Raw genomic sequence first — 25,429 nt, 5'->3', positions numbered from 1 at the left:
TTTGCTTGTACTTTCGTTCGGCTTAGTGTCCTGATGCAAAACCGAACGGCACCGAGAGACGATCCATGACCTATCAGGCTCCCCTAGACGACATTGTCTTTGCCCTCGAGACGGTGGCGGGCCTCAGCGATATGGGCGCTCGCGGCCTCTATCCGGGGCTTGACCGCGAGACGATAATCGCCGTCATCCAAGAGGCAGGAAATTTCGGCGCCGAGGTCCTAGCACCTTTGAACGCAATAGGCGACCGTATCGGCTCCAAGCTCATTGACGGAAAGGTGACAACCCCTCCGGGCTTCGCCGAGGCCTATCAGGCGTTCGTCGCGGGCGGCTGGAGCACGCTGCCATGCTCGGAGGCATACGGCGGCCAGGATTTGCCCGAAATCGCTGCCACACCTGTCGGCGAAATTTGGAACGCTGCGAATGTGTCTTTCGGTCTCTGCCCGCTTCTGACGCAGGGTGCCATTCATGCCATCGAAGCGGGCGGCAGCGAGGCTCTGAAAGCGAAATATCTCCCCAAAATGGTGGCGGGCGAATGGACCGGCACAATGAACCTGACCGAGCCGCACGCGGGCTCCGATCTGAGCCCGCTCTCGACGCGTGCAGTGCCGCAAGGCGATGGAACATACCGTATCACCGGCACGAAGATTTTCATCACCTGGGGTGAGCATGGGATGGCTGAGAACATCATCCATCTCGTCCTAGCGCGGCTGCCGGATGCGCCGGCCGGAACGCGCGGCATCTCGCTGTTTCTCGTCCCTAAGTTTCTTGTGGGTGACGACGGCTCGCTCGGCGAGCGCAACGACGTCATCTGTGCCGGTGTCGAACATAAGCTCGGCATCATGGCGAGCCCGACCTGTGTAATGAAGTTCGGCGAGAACGGCGGTGCGATCGGATATCTGGTCGGCGAAGAAAACCGCGGCCTGGCAAACATGTTCGTGATGATGAACGCCGCCCGGCTCGGTGTCGGCGCGCAAGGCGTGGGCGTTGCGGAAAGCGCGACGCAGCATGCAGTCACCTACGCCAAGGAACGTCTTCAGGGCAAAAGTTTCGCGGCCAAAGACCCCGGCAGCATGAGCCCGATCATCGAGCACGCCGACGTGCGCCGCATGCTGCTGACGATGAAATCTCTGACGCAGGCCGCCCGCATGCTCTGTTACGCGACGGCCAAGGAACTCGACGTCGCCCATCGCGCGACAGTTGAAAAAGAACGTGTCGCAGCCCGCAATCGCGCCGCTCTGCTGACGCCGCTCGCAAAAGCCTTCTCTACCGATATTGCCAACGAGGTTGCTTCTCTCGGCGTTCAAGTGCATGGCGGCATGGGCTTCGTCGAAGAGACGGGGGCTGCGCAATTCCTGCGTGATGCGCGAATCCTGCCGATCTACGAAGGCACGAACGGCATCCAGGCCATCGACCTCGTCACGCGCAAGCTGACGCTCGACGGCGGCTCTGCGATGACGAGCCTGCTCGGTGAACTCGGCGCCATTATCGCCGCCGTGCGCGCTGCAAAACGCGGCGAGTTCGGTCACATGACGGAACGCTTGATGGAAGGCTTGAGTGCGCTTCAAACGGCCACCCTCTGGATGGCGCAAATGCTTCCCGGTAATCAAGAAAAGGCGCTGGCGTCGGCGACGCCCTATCTGCGGCTCATGAGCCTCGTCACTGGCGGCACATACCTCGCGAAGGGTGCCCTCGCGAAAGACGCTGCATCGCCCTACATCGTAATCGCGCGGTTCTTCGCCGAAAATATTCTGACCGAAGCCCGCGGTCTGTCTGATGCCGTGCAACACGGCGCAGATGCCGTGCTGGTCGATGCGCATGGAGCGGTGTTCGCATGACAGCAGAAATCGCAATCTGGCGCGATGGCCCCGTCCAGATTCTCCGCATCGCTCGACCTGAGAAGAAAAACGCGCTGACCGCTGCCATGTACGGCGCGCTAGCCGATGCCATCGAAGCGGGAGACGCGGACGATACGATTGCCGCGCACATTCTCACCGGCTCGGGCGGCGTGTTTACGGCCGGCAATGACATCGGCGACTTTCTTGCCACAGCACGCGGCACCGGTGGCCTCGACAAGAATGTCGTGCGTTTCATTCGCTTGCTGCCGCTCATCAAGAAACCGCTGATCGCGGCGGTCGACGGCAACGCCATCGGCATTGGAACGACACTGCTTTTTCACTGTGACCTTGTTTACGCCGCGCCGGACGCCACGTTCGCCACTCCGTTTCTTGATCTCGGTGTGGTGCCTGAAGCCGCCTCAAGCCTGCTGATGCCGGCCCGCATGGGCTACACGCGGGCCTTCGCCATGTTGGCGCTCGGCGATCCGTTGTCAGCCGACGATGCGCTCGCTGCCGGTTTCGTCAACGCCATCGTGCCTGCAAGCGATCTTGAAGCCACCGCGCTCGCCGCCGCCAAGCGGCTCTCCGCCAAACCGCCGGAAGCGCTAGCCGTTGCGCGCCGCCTGATGCGTGGCGACCCGGAGATAATTCTTGCCCGCATGGACGAAGAGGTTGCGGCCTTCCGCGAACGCCTGCGCTCGCCGGAAGCCGTCGAAGCTTTCACGGCCTTTTTCGAGAAACGCCCGCCGAATTTCCGCAAACCCGTATAATTCGGAAATCCCGAGCCTCAGTCTTTACTGTTTAAGCAATCGAAGTCACCCCTTACCTAGGGTCCGCCAAGAGATTAGGCTACCCCCAGTCTGGCGTCGGAATGAGAGCAGTGGCATGGCGGCACTCAAGGGCAAGACTCTCTTCATTACGGGCGCGAGCCGCGGTATCGGATTGGCCATCGCGAAAAGAGCGGCCCGCGACGGCGCCAACATTGCCATCGCGGCCAAGACGGTCGACCCCAATCCCAAGCTCGAAGGTACGATTCATTCGGCCGCAAAAGAGATCGAAGCGGAGGGCGGCTCGGCGCTCGCGCTCGAATGCGATATTCGCAACGAAGGGGATGTCGAACGCGCCGTCGCGCTAACGGTTGAACGTTTCGGCGGCATCGACATTTGCGTCAATAACGCCAGCGCCATATCGCTGACGCCGATTGAAAAGACCGAGCTTAAGCGGTTCGATCTGATGTTCGCAGTGAACACGCGCGGAACGTTTCTGACCTCGAAGATCTGCCTGCCGCATCTGAAGCGCGCCGAGAATCCACACATTCTCGCATTGTCGCCGCCGCTCGATATGCATCCCAAATGGTTCTCGGGCCACGTCGCGTATTCGATTGCCAAGTACGGTATGAGCCTTTGCGTGCTCGGTCTCGCCGACGAATTGAAGCCCAATGGCATTGCCGTCAATGCTCTCTGGCCGCGTACGACCATTGCTACGGCTGCCGTGCAGAATATTCTAGGCGGCGATAAGCTAATGCGCATGAGCCGGACGCCAGAAATCGTGGCCGACGCGGCCCACCTTGTTTTTAACCAACCGGCGAAGACATTCACCGGAAACTTTCTGATCGACGATACGTTTCTTTATGATGTGGGCGGCGTCACAGACTTTGGATCCTATCGCATCGACAAGTCGGTGCCGCTGGCGCCGGACTTCTTTGTTCCTGCAGACAGCAAACCGCCGCCTGGCGTGCAGATCGCGCGACTTTCGGAATTGACCTCATAACGCTTCAGAGCCACCCTCGCGATAAATGACGACGGTCCTGATCACCCATCCGGCTTTTCTGGAACACGATACCGGCGAGCATCATCCCGAGCGGCCGGACCGGATGCGGGCGATCGACAAGGCGCTTTCTGCTGCAGTCTTCAACGAGCTTTTTCATCGCGACGCGCCGCTGCGTGAGGATGACAAAACCTATATCGCAATGACGCACGGGCCAGCGCACCTCGCTAACGTGACAGCCGCTATCGAGCATATTGATGGCGGGGCGCGCCATGTCGATTCCGATACCGTCGCGTCTGCCGGCACCTGGGAGGCCGCGCGCCGCGCCGTCGGCGCCGGTCTCGATGCCGTCGATCTCGTCATGGAAGGCAAAGTCACGAACGCCTTCTGTCAGGTCCGTCCGCCCGGCCATCACGCCGAGAGCAATCGCGCGATGGGCTTCTGTTTTTTCAATAACATCGCGATCGCAGCGCATTATGCTCGCGCGAAGTACGGCGCCGAGCGTGTCGCCGTCGTCGATTTCGACGTCCACCACGGCAACGGTACGCAGGAAATTTTCTGGTCCGATAAAGACCTGTTCTACGGCTCGACGCATCAGATGCCGCTCTTCCCCGGTACGGGTGCATTGAACGAGACCGGCGTCGGCAATATATTCAACGCGCCGCTGCGCTCCGGCGACGGGCGCGAGGCATTCGAAGAGGCGTTCCGCAGCCGCATTCTGACGCCTCTCCACAATTTCAGCCCCGATGTGCTGCTGATCTCTGCAGGCTTCGATGCGCATCAGCGCGATCCGCTTGCCGGGCTCGAACTTGTCGAGGAGGATTTTCGCTGGGCGACTGAAGCGCTCGCAGAGATGGCGCGGCGCCATGCAAAAGGGCGAATCGTGTCGATGCTCGAAGGCGGGTACGATCTGAAGGGGCTTGCCCTATCGACCGCCGCCCACGTAAAGGCATTGCTGGACGCAGACGTCTGAGCGGAATTTCGGTACATCCGCCCGTTTGCGCCACGAAAGCAGGACGATTATGACGACGACCACACCGGCTCCGGCAAAAAGCTTTGCTGACATCAAGGAGATGACCTTCGAACGCGCCTTGAAGGAGCTGGAGGTCATTGTCGGCAAGCTTGAACGCGGCGACGTCGAGCTTGAAGAAAGCATTGAAATTTATGAGCGCGGCGAAGCATTGCGCGATCATTGCGACAGACTGCTGAAAGCAGCCGAGGCCAAGGTCGAAAAGTTGACGCTCGGCGCTGACGGCACGCCGTCAGGCACTGCCCCACTCGACAAGAACGGCGATGCGCCATTTTGAGGCGTCATTCCGCTTTGGCGGTTCGGCCGTCAACTGGTTTTTTAAACGTCTGCGGCACGCGGGCGCATTACATCCGGTCCATAGCAGCGCTCTTTGGGGGATCGAAGATAGCCCAAAGGCATGCTAGCGTCCCTTTCGCACGGCCTGTCTCGGGCGCTTTAGGTCTAATGCCGATCGCCGCATCAAGGTTTTATTGTGAGCAAGACACCATTACTCGATAAAATTGCGACGCCGCACGAATTGCGTCAGTTGTCGGAAGATCAGCTGCCTCGGCTTGCGGCCGAGCTTCGCGACGAGATGATTGACGCCGTTTCGGTAACGGGCGGCCATCTTGGCGCGGGCCTTGGCGTCATCGAGCTGACGGTGGCGTTGCACTGGGTCTTCAACACACCGGACGATCGTCTGATCTGGGACGTCGGCCATCAGGCTTATCCCCATAAAATTTTGACCGGCCGCCGCGACCGGATTCGCACCTTGCGCCAGCCCGGCGGTTTGGCGGGGTTCACCAATCGCGAGGAGAGCGTCTACGATCCGTTCGGCGCCGGGCACTCGTCCACATCCATTTCCGCAGCGCTCGGCATGGCCGTTGCGCGCGACCTGACCGGCAAATCGAACAACGTCATCGCCGTCATCGGTGATGGCGCGATGAGCGCAGGCATGGCCTATGAAGCGATCAACAATGCCGGTGCTCGCAACGAACGCTTGATCGTCGTCCTTAACGACAACGATATGTCGATTGCGCCGCCGACGGGCGCGCTCTCGGCTTATCTCGCACGTGTGACGTCGAGCGGTACTTACGTTCACCTTCGCGACTACGCAAAGCAGCTCGCCAAAATGCTGCCGAAAGCGTGGGAGCGCCGCGCCGCGCGCGTTGAAGAATATACGCGTCATCTGTGGCAGGGCGGGGCTTGGTTCGAAGAACTCGGCTTTTATTACGTCGGCCCAATCGACGGTCACAACTTCGAGCAGCTTCTGCCCGTTCTGAAGAACGTCCGTGATCTTGAGCAGGGGCCGATCCTCGTCCACGTCGTCACGCAGAAGGGCAAGGGCTACGCACCAGCCGAAGCGTCGCCGGATAAATATCACGGCGTGAATAAGTTCAACGTTGTGACGGGCGCACAGGACAAGCCGAAGCCGAATGCGCCGAGCTACACGAAGGTGTTCGCCGATAGCCTGATTGCTGAAGCGCGAAAGGATAAGCGCGTTGTCGCAATTACCGCCGCGATGCCGTCCGGTACGGGGCTTGACTATTTTGGCAAGGAATTTCCCGATCGCACGTTCGATGTCGGCATCGCTGAGCAGCATGCCGTCACGTTCGCGGCGGGACTCGCGGCGGAGGGTTATAAGCCTTTCACGGCAATCTACTCGACCTTCCTGCAGCGCGCCTACGATCAGGTCGTGCATGATGTAGCCATTCAGAAGCTGCCCGTCCGCTTCGCCATCGACCGCGCCGGACTTGTCGGAGCTGATGGCGCAACGCATGCGGGATCGTTCGACGTTGCCTATCTCGCTTGCCTGCCGGATTTCGTCATCATGGCGGCGGCCGACGAAGCCGAACTCGTCCACATGGTCGCGACCCAGGCACAGATCGACGATCGCCCGAGCGCGCTGCGCTATCCGCGCGGCGAGGGCGTCGGCGTAGAGCTTCCGGCCGAAGGCATTCCGCTCGAAATCGGCAAGGGCCGTATCGTGCGGCAAGGCTCGAAGGTCGCGTTGCTTTCACTTGGCACCCGGCTCGCGGAGTGTCTGAAGGCGGCCGATCAGCTCGCGAGCTTCGGCCTGTCCACGACCGTCGCCGACGCACGCTTTGCAAAACCGCTGGACGAGGGCCTCATTCGCGACCTCGCGACCAATCACGAAGTCCTGGTGACCGTAGAAGAAGGTTCCATCGGCGGCTTCGGCAGCCACGTTCTGCAGTTTCTCTCGAACGAGGGCTTGCTGGATCGCGGCCTTCGCGTCCGTCCCAAAGTTTTGCCCGATGTCTTCATCGACCATGGCAAACCCGAAGCCATGTACGAAGCCGCACGGCTTAATGCCTCAGGCATCGTCGAGACGGTCTTTGCTGCCCTTGGCCGCGCAGACATGCTAAGCGAGCGGGCATGACGCGCACATCTGCGCGTTAACCAGCTCGCCGTTCGGGAGAACAAACATGCACGCGCTCGTCAGCTTGGCCGCACGGGTACTTCTGTCTGCTATTTTCGTCACGGCAGGGATCAACAAGGTATCCGGCTACGCGCAGACCCAGGCCTACATGGAATCGCACGGTCTGCCGGGCAACCTGCTCCCACTCGTTATCGCGCTCGAGGTCGTCGGCGGCCTTGCCGTGCTGCTTGGCGTCTTCTCTCGCTACGCCGGTCTGGCGCTCGCCGCGTTTTGCTTGGCAGCCGCCGCTGTGTTTCACAGCAACTTCGCCGACCAAGCCCAGATGACGAACTTCATGAAGAACGTCTGCATGGCAGGTGGCTTCCTTCTCCTGTTCGCGAACGGCTCAGGCCGTTACGCCATCCGGCCTGACTGACGCTGGCGTTTGACTGATGGCCCAGTGATGCGCCTCGATCAGATGCTGGTGACCCGCGGTCTCGCGCCGTCGCGCGCCCGCGCTCAGGACCTGATAAAGCGCGGGTTCGTCTCGGTTGGTGGCACCGTGTGCAACAAGCCAGCCTACGACCTGAAAGGCGATCTCGCCGTCGCTGTTGCAGCGGAAGCGCCGGGTTATGTTTCGCGCGGCGCAGAAAAACTGGCAGCAGCGCTTGCACATTTCGGGTTCGATCCGACGGGGCGCACTGCGCTCGATATCGGCGCTTCGACCGGGGGCTTCACCGAGGTGCTTCTGGAACGGGGGGCACGGCGCGTTTATGCCGTCGACGTCGGCACCAGTCAGCTGCACGCGCGCTTGAAAGATGATCTACGCGTCGTTTCACTCGAAAATATCGATGCACGTGCGCTGACGCCAAACGAAATAACAGAGAGCGTTTCCGCCGTCGTGGTCGATGTCAGCTTCATATCCGTCACGAAGGTTTTGGGCACTGTTTTGCCGTTCGCTTCACGTGGAGCTTGGGCTGTGATCCTCGTAACGCCGCAGTTCGAAGTCGGCCGCGACAACGTCGGCAGCGGCGGCATCGTACGCGATGAAGCCGCGCGTCTGGGCGCGCTGACCAGCGTCCGCGAATGGTTCGCCGCGCAGCCAGGCTGGACGGTCGTTGGCGATATGCCATCGCCCATTCTCGGTGGCTCCGGCAACGCCGAGTTCCTGCTCGGAGCGCGCTACGATGGCTGAGCGTGAATTCGTCATCAGTCGTCTCGGCGCGCAAGGCGATGGCATCGCCGAAGTCGATGGCCGGATGGTCTTCGTACCGTTCGCGCTGCCGCGAGAACGCATCGAAGCCGAAGTCGAAGGCGAGCGCGGGCGCCTCCTGCGTGTGCTCGAACCGAGCGCCGAACGCATCGCTCCGGTCTGCAAACATTTCGGCAAATGCGGCGGTTGCAGCGTGCAGCATTTGGCGTCGGACAGTTACGCGGCATGGAAACGCGATCTCGTCGTCAACGCCTTTCAAGCGCGCGGCCTCGAACCCGAGGTCGATCAATTGCAGCGCACCGCCGGGCGCCGTCGCCGTGCGGCGCTCAAGGCGATCCGTTCGCAGTTTGGCGTCGAGCTTGGCTTCCACGAGGCCGCCTCTCACGATCTCGTGGCCATCGAAGAATGTCCGGTGCTTGAACCGAAGATCGTTGCGGCATTGCCGGCTGTAGGAAAACTGATCGCGCCGCTGCTGCCGAAACGCGGTGAGGCGCGCGTCACGATCACGCTCACGAGGTCTGGCCTGGATGTCGAAGTCGATGGCACGGAACGCAAACTGTCGCCGGAAATCCGAACCGGACTTGCGTCCGCGGCGAGCGCGATGGGACTCGCACGTCTCGTCGTGGCCGGCGATGTCGTCGTCGAAACGCTACCCCCCTTCCTGTCATTCAGCTCCGTGGAAGTTCCGTTGCCACCGGCCGTATTCGTTCAAGCCGTTGAAGCCGCCGAGATCGAAATTGCTCACCGCATCGTCGCTGCGCTCGGAAAGACGAAAAAGGTTGCCGATCTCTTCTGCGGCCTCGGCGCCTTCACGTTTCCGATAGCAGCGAAGGCCCGCGTCTCCGCGTTCGACGGCAGCAAGGCCGCGGTGACGGCACTGGGCGACGGCGCAAAAAAAACATCTGGGCTAAAGCCAATTAGCGCCGTTGTTCGTGATCTCTTCCGCGATCCGCTATCGCCGCTGGAGCTCAATGAGCACGATGCTATCGTTTTCGATCCGCCACGTGCCGGGGCCGAAGCGCAGTCGCAGCGCTTGGCGCGCTCAAAGGTGAAGACTGTTATTGCGGTGTCCTGCAATCCCGCGACGCTCGCACGCGACGCGCGCCATCTTGTGGATGGCGGCTATAAGATTGAATCCGTTACGCCGGTTGATCAGTTCATTTATTCCACACACGTTGAGGTCGTCGCGGTCTTTCGCCGTTAGCGGCCGGCCAGAATACGATCGACGAAGGCCGGAACGATCTCGGTCGCATGACCGTAGATGGCTTCGTCGAATTGGCTCGCACCCTCCGACAGTTCGAGGTTGAGCTCCACCGTGCGCGCGCCGTGCTCACGCGCTTCCGCCACGAACCCGGCCGCCGGATAGACGTGCCCGCTAGTGCCAATCGACAGGAAAAGATCAGCCTCTCCAAGAAGCCCCGTGATCCGCCCCATCTGATAGGGCATCTCGCCAAACCAGACGACGTCCGGCCGCATTCCGCCCGGCAGCCCGCAATAGGGGCACGACGTATCGACCAGCAAATCGCCCTGCCACGGGACCCGATGCTTGCAGAACGTGCACAGCGCCTTGAACAGCTCGCCGTGCATATGAATGAGGGAACTCGATCCGGCGGCTTCATGCAGGGCATCGATATTCTGCGTAACGACGGTCACGCCGCCATGCTCGGCTTCGAGACGCGCCAAAGCGATGTGCGCAGCATTTGGCTTGATGCCGTGATGAGCGCGCCGCCGCGCATTATAGAAATTCAGCACGAGTGCCGGATCGCGTTGAAAACCGTCGGGCGTGGCGACGTCGCGCCAATCGTATTTCGCCCACATGCCGTTTGGATCACGAAACGTCGGGACGCCGCTTTCGGCCGACAGTCCCGCGCCAGTCAAAATGACGATCTTTGGATGCTGCGCGATGGGTCGGCCCTCGAAATTACCCGCCGATTTGGCCGCGATGCCGCAGGAAATGGTCCGCGAGCACAATCGCCATCATCGCTTCGCCCACCGGTACGGCGCGAATGCCGACGCACGGATCGTGGCGACCCTTTGTGATGAGCTCCGTCTCATGGCCTTGACGGTCAATCGTCCGGCGCGGCGTTAAAATCGAAGATGTCGGCTTAACCGCGAAACGGCAGACGATCGGTTGACCGGTCGAAATGCCGCCAAGAATCCCGCCCGCGTGGTTCGACAGGAAATCCGGTGCACCGTCGTTGCCGATGCGGATTTCGTCCGCATTCTGCTCGCCCGTTAGCTCGGCAGCTGCCATGCCTTCGCCGATCTCGACGCCCTTGACGGCGTTGATCGACATCATCGCGCTGGCGAGGTCCTGATCGAGCTTGCCGTAGAGCGGCGCGCCCCAGCCTGCCGGCACGCCTTCCGCTACAACTTCGATAATGGCCCCGACGGACGAACCGGCCTTACGCACCTGGTCGAGATAGTCGGCCCAGTGCTCTGCCGCCTGCTTATCCGGAGAGAAGAACGGATTGTTGCCGACCTCGTCCCAATCCCAGTTGCCGCGATCGATTTTGATCTGCCCGATTTGCACCAGCGCGCCGCGAATCTTGACGCCAGGGATGACCTTCCGCGCTACGGCGCCAGCGGCCACACGCGACGCCGTTTCGCGCGCCGACGACCGCCCGCCGCCGCGATAGTCGCGAATGCCGTACTTGGCGTCGTAGGTGAAGTCGGCGTGGCCAGGACGGAACTTGTCCTTGATCTCGCCGTAGTCCTTCGAGCGCTGATCGGTATTTTCGATTTCGAGCGCGATGGGCGTTCCAGTCGTCACCTGTTTGCCCGCAGCATCGGCGAATACACCCGACAGGATTTTGACGGAGTCGGCCTCCTGCCGTTGGGTCGTGAAGCGCGACTGGCCGGGCTTGCGCTTATCCAGATAGGCCTGGATCTCACTGGCTTCGAGCGCGATGCCCGGCGGGCAGCCGTCGACGACGGCGCCGATAGCCGGGCCGTGGCTTTCGCCCCAGGTCGTCACGCGAAACAGATGTCCGAAAGTGTTGTGAGACATTGCCTGAAATATGCGGAATTGGCCGGATGGGCGCTGGATGGCTCTGCAACGATTGTTGCCGGGCTGCGTCACCGCTCTTCTTAGGTGGCTGGCGGGGTGGCGGCAAGAGCGCATCGCGGCCAAAGCCGCGTGACAACCTTCCGCGACGCAGATTAACTCGACGAAGTACTGCGTTCGTCGGCAGTTCCGTCGCCCTGACGATGGGACGAGGCAGGTGTGAGTCCGTATTTGACCGGCAACTCGGCCGAGCCCGCATCCGCTGCCCGAAAGCAGCCCGCGGCGCATCGCAGGATCGCATGTTGCGAAGGCGGTACGGACAGGTCGCTCATTCGAACGACTGCGCCGTATGCCATGTCTCATCCATTCCAGGGCGAACGTCTCTGTCGGCTCATAAAAGCCCATTCCTCTCGGATTGAGCCCCGGGTCGAGGGGGCTTTCAGCATGCACTCCTTATCGAGTGCCGAAGAGCCGGAGAGCCGCATCTCCGGCTCTTTTGCTCTGATGGCATTACAGCCCTCACAGCCACCGCATCTTGGCGTCGGCGAGCTTCAAAATCTTATCCTGGGGCACTTCAAGGAATGGCACGAGAGTTCTGTCGATTCCGAGCAGAGCGCCGCGCGCGACGCGGCTGACGCCGCCATGTCCGACGGCAACCGTGTTCTGATTTAGGGTTCCGAGCCATTTCGAAACCCGGCCTTCGAGGTCGCGGTAACTCTCTCCATTGCGCGGCCGCCAGCCGTATGGGTCGGCCGCTTTGGCGGCGACGCCCTCGGGATCTTTAAGCGGCAACTCGCCCGCGAGTTCGCCTTCCCACTGTCCGTAGCTGAGTTCAGCAATGTCCGGCATAATGCGAAAGCCGTCCGGGTCGAGGCCAAGGCCTTCTCGGATCAACCGCATCGTCTCGATGGCGCGTTGCAGCGGGCTGGCGACGAAATCGAATTCGGCGATTGCCGGCATCAGCGTTTTCAGCACGCCGCCGTGGCGACGCGCCTGTGCCCTGCCGGTATCGTTCAAGGGAATGTCGCGCTGCCCTTGGTAGCGCGACTCCCGGTTCCAGTCCGTCTCGCCGTGGCGAATGAGATAGAGCGTGAGTCCGGGCTTCAACGACGCGGTCGTTGCCGCCCCACCACTCACGCTTCGTCGCTCTTGACGACCGAAATGTCGGGCGCTTCCTCGTTCTTCATGCCCTGCACGTGATAGCCGCTATCGACGTGATGAATCTCACCGGTCACGCCGCGCGACAGATCCGAAAGCAGATAGAGCCCGGCGTTGCCGACGTCGTCGATCGTGACGTTGCGGCGGAGTGCCGAGTTATACTCGTTCCACTTCAGGATATAGCGGAAATCCGCGATGCCCGAAGCAGCCAGCGTCTTGATCGGGCCGGCCGAGATCGCGTTGACGCGGATGCCGTTGCGGCCGAGGTCGGACGCCAGATACCGCACGCTCGCCTCGAGCGCGGCCTTGGCAACGCCCATCACGTTATAGTGCGGCATTACCTTTTCGGCGCCGTAGTAGCTGAGCGTGATCAGTGAACCACCGTTCGGCATCAGCTTCTCGGCGCGCTGGGCGAGGGCTGTGAACGAATAGCAGGAGATCATCAGGCTCTGCGTGAAGTTTTTCTCCGTCGTATCGACGTACCGGCCGTCGAGCTCGTTTTTGTCCGAGTAGGCGATGGCATGGACGAGAAAATCCAGGCTGCCCCAGCTCTTTTCGAGAGACGCGAAAACGCTGTCCATCGAGGCCGCATCGGTCACATCGCAGTGGAGAACCGACTTGGCGCCAAGCTCCGCCGCTAGCGGCTCGACCCGCTTCTTCAGCGCATCCCCTTGATAGGTGAGGGCAATTTCTGCGCCCTGGGCCGCGCAGGCTTTCGCGATGCCCCAGGCGATCGATCGATTGTTTGCGACGCCCATGATGAGCCCCCGTTTTCCGGCCATCAAAGTGCCTGGGGAAATGGACGTGTTCGCTTGAGGCCCCGCCATGGGCGCTATTTCCTTAGTTATTCCAATTTGGGATTGGTGAGTTTGGGCGCATCCTACACAAATGCCCCTTCCGGTCCAGATGCCCGGAGAGGGAGCGTGCGCGGCCATTGGCCCGAGGGACGGCCATTAAGGACTAGCCCGTCCATGCGTGCGCCCGAAAAGGCCGTCATTACAGCCTTTTTGGCGGGGGTTATCCCACCGCCACCCGAACGGGGGCATTTGCAACCTTTGGCCGCTCAGACCCTGCAATCCGGCCGTCGTCGATGGTGATGATACGATCGGCGTATTGCAGCGTCCGGTGGTCGTGGGTAACGGCCAAAACGGCCCGCCCGGTATCCTGTGCCACGGCTGCCAGCAATTCCATGACGGCCATGCCGTTCTGGGCATCGAGCGCCGCCGTCGGTTCGTCGGCCAGAATGACCGAGGGGGAACCGGCGAGCGCTCTGGCAATCGAAACGCGCTGCTTCTCTCCGCCCGACATTTTGGCCGGCATGGCGTTGATGCGGTGGCCAAGGCCAACCGCTTCGAGCGCTTCGACCGCCTGGCGGCGCGCGTCGGGACCGTTGAGGTCGCGCAGGTCCAACGCCAGCATGACATTTTCGACGGCCGAGAGCGTCGGCACGAGATTATAGGACTGGAACACGAAGCCGACATGCTTGCGCCGCAGATTGGCAAGCTGCTCCTTGTTCATGTTCCGCGTATCCATGCCGGAGATCGACAGCTTGCCCTGTGTGGGTGACAGGATGCAGCCGAGGATCGAGAGCAGGGTGGTCTTACCGGATCCGGACGGCCCCATCATCAGCGTCAGCTCGCCGGTATGCAGCTGAAGGTCGACGCCTTTCAAAACCTTGTTTTCGCCGGCTCCCGCGCCCAGCACCTTCACGATGCCTTCCGCTTCGACGATGACTTTGCTGTTGTTTGGCTCGGTCATGTTAAGTCTCCCTGGAATTCGGTTAGCGGCTGAACACGACGGCCGGGTCGATGCGGACGACCTTGATGATGGCGCTTATGGCGGCGAAGATGCACATGCCGATCGTTATTGCGAAAAGTTGGGCGGCAAGTGGCGCAGTCATGATGATTGTGAGCTTGGTGTCCTGCGCAAAATGAATGGCGGTCAGCGCCAGTCCCATACCCAGCACATAGCCGATCAGCCCTGAAAGCACGGCTTGAATGAGAATCACCTTGACGATGTAGCCCGCACCGGCCCCCAAGGCGCGCAGAGTGGCGAACTCGTTGATATGATCTTTCGTGCTCGAATAAAGCGTCTGCGCGACAATGACAATGCCGACGATCAGGCCCAAGAGCTTACCCGCATCGAGGGCGGCACCCGCGCCGGTCTGCTTCAACCAATAGTCCTGGCTGCGGGTGCGGAACTCCGCCTGTGTCAAAACTTCCGTGTCTGGAAGGCGCGCTGCGATTTCCTTACGCACCGTTTCGAGATCGGCGCCGGGCAGCAGTGTGACGCGCTGGTAGCTCGCCTGGTCCTGGTTGGCGCCGGACAGCTGACGCGCTTCGTCGATGGACGTGAAGACGAACGGCAGCGTCGTGAACGAACGCACGCGCTTGGTGATCGCCACAAGCTTGACCGCCGCGCCGTTGAGTTCGGCGTGCTCGCCGAGCCTGTTGACGCCCAGATCGTTGAAGTAGCTGCGATCGATCGCCACCGTATTCGGAGCTTCGAGCGCTGCGCGGCTGCCTTCGATGATGTTCGCAGGCAACGCCTTTGGGCTGTCACCTGACGTTCCAATTAGCTGGACCGTCGTTTCGCCGCCTCGCGGTTTGCGCCAGCGGGCGAATGAAACCAGCATGTCTTCCGAATTTTCAACGCCGGGTGCCGAGAGCGCCAGATAGCGTTCGCGGCCAGCGAGAAACGAGGGATCGTCGTAGCTCTTGGTGCCGAGCGGCACGATCCAAAGATCGGCCGGTGCCGCGTCGATGATCGTCGCGATCTTGTTTGCCGATCCGAGATAGATGCCGGATTGGACCGCGACCAGCACAACCGAAAACAGAATGCCGACGACGGTCACGAAGAAGCTTAGGCGATCATGAAAAAGATTGCGATAAGCGAGCTTCACGACCATCGGCACGCGAAATGCGCTTGGGCGTTTTTCCCGTGCGGCTGCTAACGGCTTACGCATGATGACTGGTGCTGTTGCGGCGAGTTCCATGACCTGCTCCCTCCTTGGGCGTTGGTCAGACTTTGAACGATGGCGTTGCGGTTGGCTGTTTCGCGGGGCACAGAGCTTTCAGCCTGCCGCCCGGTGTTGGTGTCAGGCTTAGTCGCAGGGAACGTCGATCAGCGCCGCGATGGCCGGCGAATAGCGCCGGCAGATGTGTGTGGTTGCTGCCGTCTCGGTATCCGATTTCGCAGATGAAGCACGAGTATCCGAAGCGACCTTTCCGCCGTTCACTGACGTTTCCGGTTTGGTTGATGCAATCGCCCCCGTCGTGGTAGCGGCGGCCGTCTTTTCTACCGCGGCAGTCGTCACGGTATCGGCTGGCAGCCTGCCTTCGAGCTTTACTGGTTGCACGGTTGCTGTCGCGGGCGGCTTGATGGCGGTCTCGGCAACGTCGGATTGCGCGGGACGCTTGACCTTTACGATTTTGCGAGGGGCGCTCTCCTTGACTTCGCGACGGGCGGAGCGTGGTCGCTCGACGCGCTGATAATCGCGGCCACTGTAAGTCTCGTTCGAATGCGCGACGAACGAACCGAGCGGAAAGCCAAAACCGACCCTGACCGCATCTGCGTTCGCGGCGCTTGTCATCGTCGTCCCTGCCAGCAGCGTCGCGGCGAGAGCAAAGGTGATCTTGGACATGGTAGCCTCCTGACGATGGTTTCTTGCTGGCCGGTCGCGCCGGCCATGTCGCAACAATGCCTCGCCGGCTGCGTGGTCGCTGTTCCGGCAGGAACACGGCCGAAGACCAGGAAATTGCTTTTATTTCAGCGTGTTGCTTTATGCAGCGAGAGGCAGGGTATGGGAACTCTGCCGCGGTCGTGCTGCCGAGGCGTCCAGCGCGAGCAGCATCTGCTGCGTATTGAACCCAAACCGGACGTTCAGTGGGCGCGCCGCGGCGTCCTGAGCAGCAAGCGCGAGCAACCGAAAGCCGCGCTCCAGAAACAGCGCTTTGAGGCGCCGGCCGGAGAAGGCGGTTAGCAGCGCCCGGAAGCGCAGCGCGACGGCGAGCCGGGCCGCGCCCTTGCGCGCATCATCGAACGCCACCCAGATCTCATCCTCGACCTCCCGGATCTCGTCTTCTCGCAGGCCGCGCAGCAGCGCCAATCCCTGACCGCGTTCGCGAAGAAGGTCGATGACAAATGCAAGGTCGGAAGCCTCGACGACCGGCACATCGGATAAATCGAAATGGGCTCGCATGGCTGGTTCTCCCGAAGGCCGATCAAAGGACGTTTCCGAATGCTGTCCATGGCGAGCCCGCAAGCACTATGATGTCGCGCGCTTTGCGTTCGCCGAGTTCGAAATGAACTTCATGGCCTTCGAGTTTTTCGATGCCATTGCGGATGTCTCCGCCTGCGAAACGGAAGCTGCGTCCATCCTCGCCGCGAATGATGCCGACGCCGAGATCGGCGCGGAATTTCTTGATCTCTCCGTACATCTGTCTCTCCTCGATCAGTCGGTGGGGTCGATGCAGAGATGATGCGAAAAACCCATGTTTTCCGCTGTTCCGGGTGAAACAGGATGTAGGCAGATTATTTTTTCGAGGTGCAGAGTAGGTCAAAGCGAAACGCGGCGGGGAGGCGTGCTGAACGGGACCGCATTCCCGTTTCCCACACCTCCCCGCCATCGGGGACCTGCGGCGCCTTCACTAAGGAGGAAGCGAGCCGCCGCAGGTCTTTCGAAAACCGCTACTTGAAGAAGGCGTCCGCCCGCATTCCCGGCAGCAGCGGCGGATTGCCCGCGAGATCGATGGTGACTTCGAGCACTTCAACATCGGTTGGGCGGCGTGCACCGCGCAGCGAGAACTGCGGCGAGGTCAAAGTCGGAGCAAGCTCGGCGACGGTGCCATCGAATTCTTTGCCGGGGTAGGCGTTGCTCTTCACGGTGACCTTGCCGCCGGTCTTGATCTTCGAGACGTCGATTTCGTCAACCTCGGCCTTCAGCCGCACGACCGACATATCGCCGAGCATGACCAGCGATTGCTCAGGAGAGGGCGACGCCATCTCGCCGACTTTTGCAGAGAGCTGCAGAACGGTGCCCGCAACAGGTGCACGGATGCGCGTTTTTTCAAGCATGGCTTCCGCAACAGCGACATCCGAGCGTGCAGCCTGCAGTGCCGATTCAAGGCGGTTCGGAGCCGGGATATCCGGTTTCGACTGGGCTTTGGCGTACGAAGAACGCTCTTTCTGCAGCTTGGACTTCGCTTTCGCCAGATCGTCGCGTGCGTCGGCAACACGCGCCGCGCTACCAGTACCTTGGCGCTCGGCCTGTAGTTCGTATTCGAGCCCGAAGCGTGCATTCGTCAGCGCCCGTTCGGCATCGAAAACGTTGTCCTCTGCGGTGCGAAGATCGTCGCGCGCCTTATCGAGCGGCTGCGCATCGCGTTCGCGCTTGCGGGATGCAGCTTCCGTCTCGGCGGCTTGCAGACGAGCGCGGGCTTCTTCATCATCGAGACGGATCAGAAGCTCGCCTTCCTCGACCTTGTCGTTCCGTTTCACGTTCACTTCGGCGATGCGTCCGACGAGCTGTGCGCCGACGCGAATGATGCCGGATTTCGGCTCGACACGGCCAGGTGCTGCGGCCACCCAGTCGATCTGCGGTGCGCTATCATTGTCCGCCTTGATGACGTCATCGCCGCCCGCCTTTGCATTTAGCAAATCGCTGTTCGTCACGGCGATGGCGCCAAACGCTCCGGCGCTTACTGCGACGAGAAAGAAAAAGGTTTTTACGAGAAAGCCGCCGCGTCGGGGGCGATAGGTTTCTTCGGTGCTCATGTCGTTGTCCTCCTTAAGGGCCAACCTTCGAAGCCGCGCCGTCGCGGCGAAAGGTCATGAGCAGCAATAGTCTCTGTGCATCAGGTTCGCTGTTTCGATCGGAACACATGCAAATTGCGACGAAGAAAGACGATCTCCTGGCAGATCATTTGGAAGGAGGCATCAAAAAAGAAAAGCTCCGGTGCGTTGCCGGAGCTTCAAAATGGAGGAAGAGGTTTGCGAGGAAACGAGGTGCTTACTGGCACATCTCACGTAGCGTCCAGCCTACGATCCGGCAGCTTTCCGTGCCGTTCGCGTTGATCGTGCACTTGCGGTTCGGTAGCCGCTGATAATCGCAGTAGTAGTTGTTCGAATAGCCGGAAAAGCCGTGCATCGGCTTCGAGAACTGATAGTCCTGCACGAAGAACTCCTTGGCGCTGCCCGCCGCGTTCGCGGCCGAAACGCTGGCGCCGAACGTCGCTGCCAGAATGGCGAAAGCCACTGCAACCTGACGTGTGCTGTTGAATGCCGACATATCGAAGTCCTCCTCGTGGTGCGCGTTCGCGCTGGTGTCATTCACTGGAGGCTAAGCTACGGGAGGGCGGTGCGCGTCGCTGTCCCGGGCGGAACAGCAGTTATGGCGGTCCGGCCTTGAACCTGCCAAGTCCTGGACTACTATAAGGAACCCCCCCGCAACATCGCTGTGACAGCGCCCTGCAGGCACGAGGTGAAAGGTGCGAAAGCTCTGGAATACAGGCGTCAATATCTTTTCGATGATGACCGCGAACAAAAGTACGGCGCCCAGCAACCAAGTGGAGGGGTCAGCCTACGACTTTGAGTTCAAAAGCATAGATGGCGGGCCGATGAAACTCTCGGACTGGCGCGGCAAACCGCTTCTGATTGTCAATTCAGCCTCGTTCTGCGGCTTTACCAAGCAATACGCCCAATTGCAGGAGCTTTGGAAGCGCTACGAGGATGACGGCTTAGTGGTCATCGCGGTGCCTTCGAATGATTTCGGCGAGCAGGAACCGCACGCTGACGGTGAAATCCAGTCATTCTGCCAAGGCGTGTTCGGCGTCACGTTTCCGATTGCGTCGAAGCATCCCGTCATCGGCCCTGAGGCGCATCCGTTCTATAAATGGGCCGCAAACGCCATGGGGCCCAGCGGCGTGCCGACGTGGAATTTTCACAAGTACCTTGTCGGCCGCGACGGTCAGCTCGTCAGATCATTTTCGACGAAATTGTCTCCGACCTCTCCTGAAATGGTCTCTTGGATCGAAAAGACCCTCTCAGAGCCTGTCCCGGCCGTCACCTAGCGGCGCTACAGCAGCGATGAAAAAAAGGCGCGCGATCGTCTCGCGCGCCTGTTCTCAACTGGAAGTCACGCAGCGCTCGTTACTTCGCCGGACCTGTCTCGATAGGCAGACCGTTCTCTTGGCCCCATTCGGCCCAGCTGCCGTCGTAGACGGCCGCGTTGGTCTGGCCGACCACGGCAAGTGCCAGGGCCAGCATCGAAGCCGTGACGCCGGAACCGCACGTCGTTACGACCGGCTTCGACACGTCGATGCCGACGCCCGAGAACAATTTGTTGATCTCGGCTGGTGACTTATAGGTTCCGTCCGGATTCAAGAGCTGCTGTGATGGAATATTCTTCGAGCCCGGTATGTGGCCCTTCCGGAGACCTGGTCTCGGCTCCGCGTCCTTGCCTTCGAAGCGTCCTGCCGGGCGCGCATCGACGATTTGGACGCCGTTCTTTTTGAGCAGCGCCTTCATGTCTTCGAGGTCGCGCAGGATCTCGGTATTCTGCAGCGGCGAATAATGCCGTTCTGAGCGCTTCGGTGGCGGCCCATCTTCCAGCGGACGTCCCTCTGCCTTCCACTTGCGCAACCCGCCGTTGAGCACGGCGACGTCGCGGTGTCCCATGGCGCGGAACGTCCACCACACGCGCGCAGCCGAAAAGATGCCGGTCGTATCGTAGACGACGATGCGGGCACCGTCTCCGATACCCATTTTCTTCATCCGCGACGCAAATTTCACGGTCGAGGGCAGCATGTGCGGCAGCGACGACTTCTCGTCCGAGAGATCGTCGATATCGAAAAACAGCGCGCCGGGAATATGCTCGGCGAGATATTCCTTCTTGGCATCCCGTTTTTCGGTCGGCAGATGCCAGCTGCCGTCCAGAATGATCAAATCCGGCGATGAGAGGTGATCGGCGAGCCAATCCGTCTCGACGATCCAATTCTTGGCGGTATCAGGCAAGGAATGTCCTACAGGTTCGACATGGCTTTATTTTGGGGCTGACTGCACATAGGCAAAACTTGCTGGCCTCGCAAGTTGGTCGCCACAAAATCAGACGGGGTGGCCAATTGGCCGAGCCTTACAGCCGCTATGCCGTACAGCCGTTTACGCGTTGTTTTCGGCAGAACTTTTCAGTATGACACCCGCTCCGCGGCAGTTTGTGGGTGCACCGCACACCTGCCGGGATGCAAAAGTGCGATATCGCGATAAAAGGCGGTTCGTTCAACCGATGCGGGCGTGGCGGAACTGGTAGACGCACTGGATTTAGGTTCCAGCGGCGAAAGTCGTGGGGGTTCAAATCCCTCCGCCCGCACCACTTTTGCGAAGATCATCGCGGCATAAAACTTATCCCGGGCACGCTCGGCCGCAGGCGCGAGCGCTTGCGGATTTGGCGAGGCGCCTCTAAAGGAAGCCCGGTCGGCAGCTACAACGCGCAAACCCGAAGGTTTTCCTGAGTTTACGCGTCATTCTCAGCGCGCTGGCAACGGCTTAACTAGCTCAGAATTGGACGGGGAATGTCTCGAAAATGGCTCGTCGCCGGGGGCGGCATATCGGGACTGGCGGCCGCTCAGTGCTTGCAGGCGAACGGCCGCGATTATGTCCTGCTCGAACGCTGCCCTGCAGTCGGCGGCCTGACGCGGACGACGCAGGTCGAAGATTTCTGCTTCGACTACACCGGCCACTTTCTGCATCTGAGGCGCTACCCATCGCCCGCGCAGGTTCCCTATGCGCATCTGAATGATGACGATTGGGCGACTGTCGACCGGAAGTCCTACTTCTACGCCGGAGAGCGCCTGATCGAAGCGCCCATCCAGTACCACCTGGGCGAGCTGCCGGACGGGCTTCGCCAGGACTGCGAGAAATCATATGACGAGCGGCCGAAAGCCTCGGGCGACGGCACCGGCTTTCGCGATTTCATCGTCTCGGGCTTTGGGCAGGTCGTCGCGGATCGCTTCCTCATCCCGCAGAACGAAAAGACGATGGCGACGCCGCTGAGCCGCCTGTCGATCGGCGCCGTCAAACGCTTCTTTCCGCCGCCCGACGAAGCCCGCATTCGCGCCGGTTTCGCCAATACGGGCGAGCGTTTCGCCGAATACAACACCACCTTCTGGTATCCAAAACGCGGCGGCATCGACGTGCTGACGCGCGGCCTCGCCCATGGCCTCACCAGCGTTGCGACGACGCAGGAAATCTCGCGGATCGATCTTAATCGTCGTGTCGCGACCACGAGCGCGGGCCTGTCCGTCGAATGGGAAAAGATGTTCCCCAGCATTCCGCTTAAAATGCTCTGCGAGTTGACAGGAGACGCGCAGCTCGCTGGCGCCGCCGCCAAGCTCAGCCATAGCTCGACGATAAGCTTCAATTTCGGCGTGCGCGGTAAGCTGCCAAGCGTCTTGAAAGATGCGCACTGGGTTTACGTTCCCGACCGCGACATCCCGTTCTATCGTTTCGGCTGCTATTCCAACATCTCGTCGGCGATGGCCTCGCATGGGCTGAATGCGGTCTACGTCGAGGTCGGCGTACCGGGCGAAGAAATCGACAAGATCGATATCGTCAGCAAGACGCAGAAAGACGTCATCGCGGCGCTGGAAAAACTCGGCTGGGTCAAAAGCGAAGACATCATCTGTGCCGTCACCCACGTGATTCGCTGCGCTTACGTTCACCACACGCCCGAGCGCGATCAGCTTGTGGACGAAATTCTTGCGCGGTTGAATACATTCGGAATTCACCCCATCGGCCGTTATGGGCTGTGGGATTATGTGGGCATGGAGGATTCGATCAGCTCGGCGCTGACGACGGTCGAGGCCCAGCTCTGAGGGAGATCAGCGTTTGAAATCTCTGATCGTAACCGCCGACGATTTCGGGATGACCGTGCCGGTCAACGAGGCCATCGAAGCCTCGCACAAGAACGGTATTCTGTCGGCGACGAGCCTGATGACCGGCGGCGAAGCCTTCGCCGACGCCGTCGACAGGGCCCGTCAGCTTCCCGAACTCGGTGTGGGGCTACACATCCATTTGGTCGATAGCCGTCCCGTCTTGCCGCCGGAGCAGGTGCCCGATCTCGTCGGGCCAGACGGGAATTTCTCCAACAACCCCGAGGTTTTTGGCTTCAAATTGTTCTTTTCGCCCGAGATGCGCCGCCAGGCCGAAGCCGAGATTACGGCCCAGTTCGAGCGCTTCGAAAAGACCGGGCTCGTGATGGACCACGTCAATGGTCACCATCATTTCCACATGCATCCGGTGGTGACGGACGCCATCGCCAAGCTGGCGCCGAAATTCGGCTCGCCGCCGGTGCGTTTTCCGGTCGAGCCGTTCGGCCCGTCGCTGCAGGCCGGTGGCGATAAGCCGATCCGGCGGTTCTTCAATTGGGCCTTCTACGCCGGATTGACGCACCGGATGCGCAAGAAGCTCGAATCCGTCAACCTGAAGCTGAACGATCACGTCTTCGGCGTCACCGACACCGGCGGGATGACCGAGGATCGCATTCTGGCCTATCTCGATCATTTGCCCGAGGGCGTAACCGAGCTTTACGCCCATCCAGCCATGGGCGGAGACGGCCGACCGCAGTCTTATCCTTCTTTTGAGGAATACCGTGGGCTGATAAGTCCGGCCGTCCGCGCAAAAGTTGCGGCACTTGGGTTGCACCCTCTCACCTTCAAAGCGGCATTTGCGTCCTGAGGGGTCGAAAGCCGCCGCATTTATGCTACGCCCGTGTTGCGTGATTACGGCTAGGTCGTAGTCGCCGCCACCTATGTCTTGGAGACGCCAGCCGAATGCACATGCCGATCGTGCTTCTCAATCCCTTCGTTATTGCCGGCATCGTTTTGGGTCTTGCTGCGCTCGCATACTTGGTTTTGGCGCTCTACTTCACGTGGCGATTCCGCGAACGCCCGGTTCCTGCCGCCGAAGGCTTTCGTCCGCCGGTATCGGTGCTGAAGCCGGTCCACGGCGGCCAGCCATTTCTTTACGAATGCCTGCGGACCTTCTGCGATCAGGACTGGCCGCAATACGAGGTCATCTTTGGTGCCCATTCGGAAACCGACCCGGCCGTAGCCGTGGTGAAGCGGCTGATGGCGGAATTTCCGGATCGCGATCTGCGCCTCGTCGTTGATGCAAACCTGGCCGGACCAAATCCCCGTGCCTCGAACCTTGCAAACATCTATCGCGCCGCCCGCTACGACATCCTGCTCGTCGCGGACGCCGATCTGAAGGTCGACAGCAATTGCATCGCGTCGCTCGCTGCTCCCTTCATCGATCCGAAGGTTGGCGCCGTCGCCTCGATTTACAAAGGGTTGCCCTACGGCGGCGCAGCGGCCGCCGATTTCGGCACCATGAACATCAGCGATTGGTTCGCGCCGTCTGTCCTCGTTGATGTCGGCCTGCGCGGCATCGACTTCGTTTTCGCGATGGCGAGCGTGCGTCGCGAGGCGCTCGACTCCTTCGGCGGCTTCAACCATCTGTCGAACTTTTTCCCCGATGACTTCGCGCTCGGAAATCTCGTCGCGCAGCGCGGCTACAAGGTCGAGTTGTCACCCTACTGTTGCGATACGATCGTGGCGGAGAAGAGCTTTTCAGAACTCTTCCGCCACGAAATCCTGTGGCAGCGCATGGAGCGCTTCTGCCGCCCGAGCGATCACTTCATGTCGGTGATCACGTGGCCGTTGCCGCTGCTTCTTCTGCTTCTGCTGCCGTGGCCCACGGTCATCGGACTGTCGATTATCGCAGCCGAAATCGTGCTGCGCATCGCACTCCACTATCAGGTGCGGCGCAGCTTCAAGATGAACATGCCCGCACAGCCCTGGCTCGTGCCGATCCGCGAATGCGTTTGCTTTTTCGCCTGGGCCTTCGGCCTATTCGGCAACAAGGTGAAGTGGGGCAAAAACATCTTCACCTATGAAGCCTTCCGCAAGCTCATCGCCGATGGACGCAACATTGGCGCCATCGCCGCCACGGTTGGAGAGAAGTGATGAGCGCCGAGGAGGTGTCGACACAGATGGGCTCGCGGACGGCCTTGTTCGCCGCTGCGACCTGCGGCGTGCTCCTCGCCGTCGGCCTGGTCGTCTACTTCGGAATTGGCGAGATCTGGGATGCGCTGTCGACCGCAGGCTGGAGCGGCATGCTCGCCGTCATGTGCGCCTATCTCTTTTCGCTGTGGTTCTGCGCCTGGAGCTGGCGCGTCCTCCTCGTCGAAAAATACCCGCAGAGCCGCGGTCTGATGTTTCTATGGGCGCGCTGGATCCGCGACAGCGTCGGCAACCTGCTCGCCGTCATTCCCGGCGCAGGTGAGGCCGCGGGCGCACGCGAGTTGACCAAGCACGGGTTGCGCGTGAACGTCGCCGCAGCGACCACCATCGTCGATATGACGACCGAGATGCTGGGCCAGCTCATCTACACGTTCATGGGCCTTGCATTCCTGTTCGCCTATCACCCGGACGAGCCAGCCGCGTGGTGGGCCGCGGCCGGCCTTTGCGTCGCGACGATCGCCGTCGTCGGCTTTTTGATCGCGCAGCGGAACGGCCTGATCCTTTTTCTCGAACAGCTTCCCGCGAAGCTCGGCTTCACGCGCGGCTGGGAAGGCATGTCGGACACGGGCAGCATTCACAGCGCGATCCAGTCCATCTACCGTGAGCGGAGCGCGGTCGCGGCATCGGTCGGCATCCACTTGCTCGGCTGGCTGTCGGGCGCTGCGGAAACGTGGCTTGCCCTCTATTTCATGGGCCATCAGCTTTCCGTCGGCGATGTTCTCGCACTTGAAAGCCTCGTCTTCGCGCTTAGAAGCGTGGCGTTCGTTGTCCCTTGGGCGGCGGGCGTGCAGGAGGGTGGCTATATCGTGATCGGCGCGCTGTTCGGTCTCGGCCCCGACGTCGCGCTCGCACTTTCCCTTCTGAAGCGTGCCAAAGAGATCATCGCCGGAGTGCCGGGTCTCATTGCCTGGCATATCTCGGAAGGCAAGCGCTTCTGGCAGGGCCGCCTTGCCGAGTCCCGAAAGTGAAGGCGAGGGCTTTCG

The 25,429-nt window shown here is 61.0% G+C and carries 26 protein-coding genes and 1 tRNA gene; 15 read left to right on the top strand and 12 right to left on the bottom strand.

Going from position 1 to position 25,429, the window contains the following annotated elements; genetic code table 11:
- Window positions 1-65: 65 nt before the first annotated feature.
- The 9 genes from RLW41_RS02015 (at window position 66) to RLW41_RS01975 (ending at window position 9,408) form a co-directional block, all read left to right on the top strand.
- Entirely contained in the window at window positions 66-1,835 is a 1,770-nt protein-coding gene (locus RLW41_RS02015) for an acyl-CoA dehydrogenase (protein WP_414463260.1), read from the top strand.
- Window positions 1,832-2,605, top strand: a complete 774-nt coding sequence (locus tag RLW41_RS02010; protein ID WP_414463259.1) for a crotonase/enoyl-CoA hydratase family protein — start codon at window positions 1,832-1,834, stop codon at window positions 2,603-2,605. Before RLW41_RS02015 ends, RLW41_RS02010 begins: the two co-directional genes overlap by 4 nt.
- Before the next feature lie 115 nt (window positions 2,606-2,720).
- The gene (locus RLW41_RS02005; protein WP_414463258.1) at window positions 2,721-3,605 is read left to right on the top strand and encodes an SDR family oxidoreductase; all 885 of its coding nucleotides are present in this window, start codon (window positions 2,721-2,723) and stop codon (window positions 3,603-3,605) included.
- 25 nt (window positions 3,606-3,630) lie between these two features.
- Window positions 3,631-4,575 (top strand): histone deacetylase family protein, encoded by a 945-nt coding sequence (locus tag RLW41_RS02000; RefSeq protein WP_414463257.1) that lies wholly within the window; start codon window positions 3,631-3,633, stop codon window positions 4,573-4,575.
- 49 nt (window positions 4,576-4,624) lie between these two features.
- On the top strand, window positions 4,625-4,909 hold the full coding sequence (locus RLW41_RS01995) for an exodeoxyribonuclease VII small subunit (RefSeq protein WP_414463256.1): 285 nt from the start codon (window positions 4,625-4,627) through the stop codon (window positions 4,907-4,909).
- Window positions 4,910-5,104: 195 nt separating this feature from the next.
- Window positions 5,105-7,012, top strand: coding sequence for a 1-deoxy-D-xylulose-5-phosphate synthase (gene dxs, locus RLW41_RS01990; RefSeq protein WP_414463255.1), 1,908 nt, complete (start codon window positions 5,105-5,107; stop codon window positions 7,010-7,012).
- Between the two features lie 46 nt (window positions 7,013-7,058).
- Complete coding sequence (locus RLW41_RS01985; protein WP_414463254.1) at window positions 7,059-7,427, top strand: DoxX family protein; 369 nt, start codon at window positions 7,059-7,061, stop codon at window positions 7,425-7,427.
- A gap of 27 nt (window positions 7,428-7,454) precedes the next feature.
- The gene (locus tag RLW41_RS01980) at window positions 7,455-8,186 is read left to right on the top strand and encodes a TlyA family RNA methyltransferase (protein ID WP_414464642.1); all 732 of its coding nucleotides are present in this window, start codon (window positions 7,455-7,457) and stop codon (window positions 8,184-8,186) included.
- Window positions 8,179-9,408 carry a class I SAM-dependent RNA methyltransferase gene (locus RLW41_RS01975; RefSeq protein WP_409560641.1) on the top strand — a complete coding sequence of 410 codons (1,230 nt, stop codon included), beginning with the start codon at window positions 8,179-8,181 and terminating at the stop codon, window positions 9,406-9,408. Before RLW41_RS01980 ends, RLW41_RS01975 begins: the two co-directional genes overlap by 8 nt.
- On the opposite strand, the gene RLW41_RS01970 is transcribed toward RLW41_RS01975, so the two are convergent.
- The 11 genes from RLW41_RS01970 to RLW41_RS01920 all read right to left on the bottom strand — a co-directional run bounded on the left by RLW41_RS01970 (window position 9,405) and on the right by RLW41_RS01920 (window position 18,658).
- Complete coding sequence (locus RLW41_RS01970; protein ID WP_414464641.1) at window positions 9,405-10,091, bottom strand: NAD-dependent deacylase; 687 nt, start codon at window positions 10,089-10,091, stop codon at window positions 9,405-9,407. The genes RLW41_RS01975 and RLW41_RS01970 overlap by 4 nt on opposite strands.
- A 34-nt stretch (window positions 10,092-10,125) precedes the next feature.
- A complete protein-coding gene (aroC, locus tag RLW41_RS01965) occupies window positions 10,126-11,214 on the bottom strand; it encodes a chorismate synthase (protein WP_414463253.1) in 1,089 nt (362 codons plus the stop codon).
- A gap of 516 nt (window positions 11,215-11,730) precedes the next feature.
- Window positions 11,731-12,348, bottom strand: a complete 618-nt coding sequence (locus tag RLW41_RS01960) for a histidine phosphatase family protein (RefSeq protein ID WP_414463252.1) — start codon at window positions 12,346-12,348, stop codon at window positions 11,731-11,733.
- Window positions 12,345-13,196, bottom strand: a complete 852-nt coding sequence (gene fabI, locus RLW41_RS01955; protein WP_013948563.1) for an enoyl-ACP reductase FabI — start codon at window positions 13,194-13,196, stop codon at window positions 12,345-12,347. Before fabI ends, RLW41_RS01960 begins: the two co-directional genes overlap by 4 nt.
- A 190-nt stretch (window positions 13,197-13,386) precedes the next feature.
- Entirely contained in the window at window positions 13,387-14,127 is a 741-nt protein-coding gene (locus RLW41_RS01950; RefSeq protein ID WP_013948562.1) for an ABC transporter ATP-binding protein, read from the bottom strand.
- 22 nt (window positions 14,128-14,149) lie between these two features.
- Entirely contained in the window at window positions 14,150-15,364 is a 1,215-nt protein-coding gene (locus RLW41_RS01945; protein WP_414463251.1) for an ABC transporter permease, read from the bottom strand.
- A gap of 108 nt (window positions 15,365-15,472) precedes the next feature.
- The gene (locus RLW41_RS01940) at window positions 15,473-16,012 is read right to left on the bottom strand and encodes a hypothetical protein (protein WP_414463250.1); all 540 of its coding nucleotides are present in this window, start codon (window positions 16,010-16,012) and stop codon (window positions 15,473-15,475) included.
- A gap of 138 nt (window positions 16,013-16,150) precedes the next feature.
- On the bottom strand, window positions 16,151-16,570 hold the full coding sequence (locus RLW41_RS01935) for a hypothetical protein (protein WP_414463249.1): 420 nt from the start codon (window positions 16,568-16,570) through the stop codon (window positions 16,151-16,153).
- Window positions 16,571-16,592: 22 nt separating this feature from the next.
- Window positions 16,593-16,808: a hypothetical protein gene (locus tag RLW41_RS01930; RefSeq protein WP_013948558.1), complete on the bottom strand. Its 216-nt coding sequence runs from the start codon at window positions 16,806-16,808 to the stop codon at window positions 16,593-16,595.
- A 250-nt stretch (window positions 16,809-17,058) separates the two neighbouring features.
- Entirely contained in the window at window positions 17,059-18,144 is a 1,086-nt protein-coding gene (locus tag RLW41_RS01925) for an HlyD family secretion protein (RefSeq protein WP_409560634.1), read from the bottom strand.
- A gap of 235 nt (window positions 18,145-18,379) precedes the next feature.
- Window positions 18,380-18,658: a hypothetical protein gene (locus tag RLW41_RS01920; RefSeq protein WP_414463248.1), complete on the bottom strand. Its 279-nt coding sequence runs from the start codon at window positions 18,656-18,658 to the stop codon at window positions 18,380-18,382.
- Window positions 18,659-18,857: 199 nt separating this feature from the next.
- Here RLW41_RS01920 and RLW41_RS01915 point away from each other — a divergent pair, with 199 nt between their 5' ends.
- A complete protein-coding gene (locus RLW41_RS01915; RefSeq protein WP_414463247.1) occupies window positions 18,858-19,439 on the top strand; it encodes a glutathione peroxidase in 582 nt (193 codons plus the stop codon).
- A gap of 79 nt (window positions 19,440-19,518) precedes the next feature.
- Here the strand turns inward: RLW41_RS01915 and sseA are convergent, their stop codons facing one another.
- Complete coding sequence (gene sseA / locus RLW41_RS01910; RefSeq protein ID WP_409560631.1) at window positions 19,519-20,382, bottom strand: 3-mercaptopyruvate sulfurtransferase; 864 nt, start codon at window positions 20,380-20,382, stop codon at window positions 19,519-19,521.
- Between the two features lie 270 nt (window positions 20,383-20,652).
- Here sseA and RLW41_RS01905 point away from each other — a divergent pair.
- The 5 genes from RLW41_RS01905 (at window position 20,653) to RLW41_RS01885 (ending at window position 25,414) form a co-directional block, all read left to right on the top strand.
- A tRNA-Leu gene (locus RLW41_RS01905) sits at window positions 20,653-20,737 on the top strand.
- A gap of 199 nt (window positions 20,738-20,936) precedes the next feature.
- Window positions 20,937-22,238: a protoporphyrinogen/coproporphyrinogen oxidase gene (locus tag RLW41_RS01900; RefSeq protein ID WP_414463246.1), complete on the top strand. Its 1,302-nt coding sequence runs from the start codon at window positions 20,937-20,939 to the stop codon at window positions 22,236-22,238.
- Between the two features lie 13 nt (window positions 22,239-22,251).
- Window positions 22,252-23,100 carry a hopanoid biosynthesis-associated protein HpnK gene (hpnK, locus tag RLW41_RS01895; RefSeq protein ID WP_414463245.1) on the top strand — a complete coding sequence of 283 codons (849 nt, stop codon included), beginning with the start codon at window positions 22,252-22,254 and terminating at the stop codon, window positions 23,098-23,100.
- Window positions 23,101-23,195: 95 nt separating this feature from the next.
- Window positions 23,196-24,389 carry a bacteriohopanetetrol glucosamine biosynthesis glycosyltransferase HpnI gene (gene hpnI, locus RLW41_RS01890; RefSeq protein WP_414463244.1) on the top strand — a complete coding sequence of 398 codons (1,194 nt, stop codon included), beginning with the start codon at window positions 23,196-23,198 and terminating at the stop codon, window positions 24,387-24,389.
- Window positions 24,389-25,414, top strand: coding sequence for a lysylphosphatidylglycerol synthase domain-containing protein (locus RLW41_RS01885; protein WP_409560627.1), 1,026 nt, complete (start codon window positions 24,389-24,391; stop codon window positions 25,412-25,414). The genes hpnI and RLW41_RS01885 overlap by 1 nt, the downstream gene beginning before the upstream one ends.
- The last annotated feature ends 15 nt before the right edge of the window (window positions 25,415-25,429 follow it).

This window comes from Hyphomicrobium sp. DY-1 (assembly GCF_047497105.1).
Taxonomy (GTDB): domain Bacteria; phylum Pseudomonadota; class Alphaproteobacteria; order Rhizobiales; family Hyphomicrobiaceae; genus Hyphomicrobium_B.
This window is presented reverse-complemented; position numbering and strand designations above follow the sequence as displayed.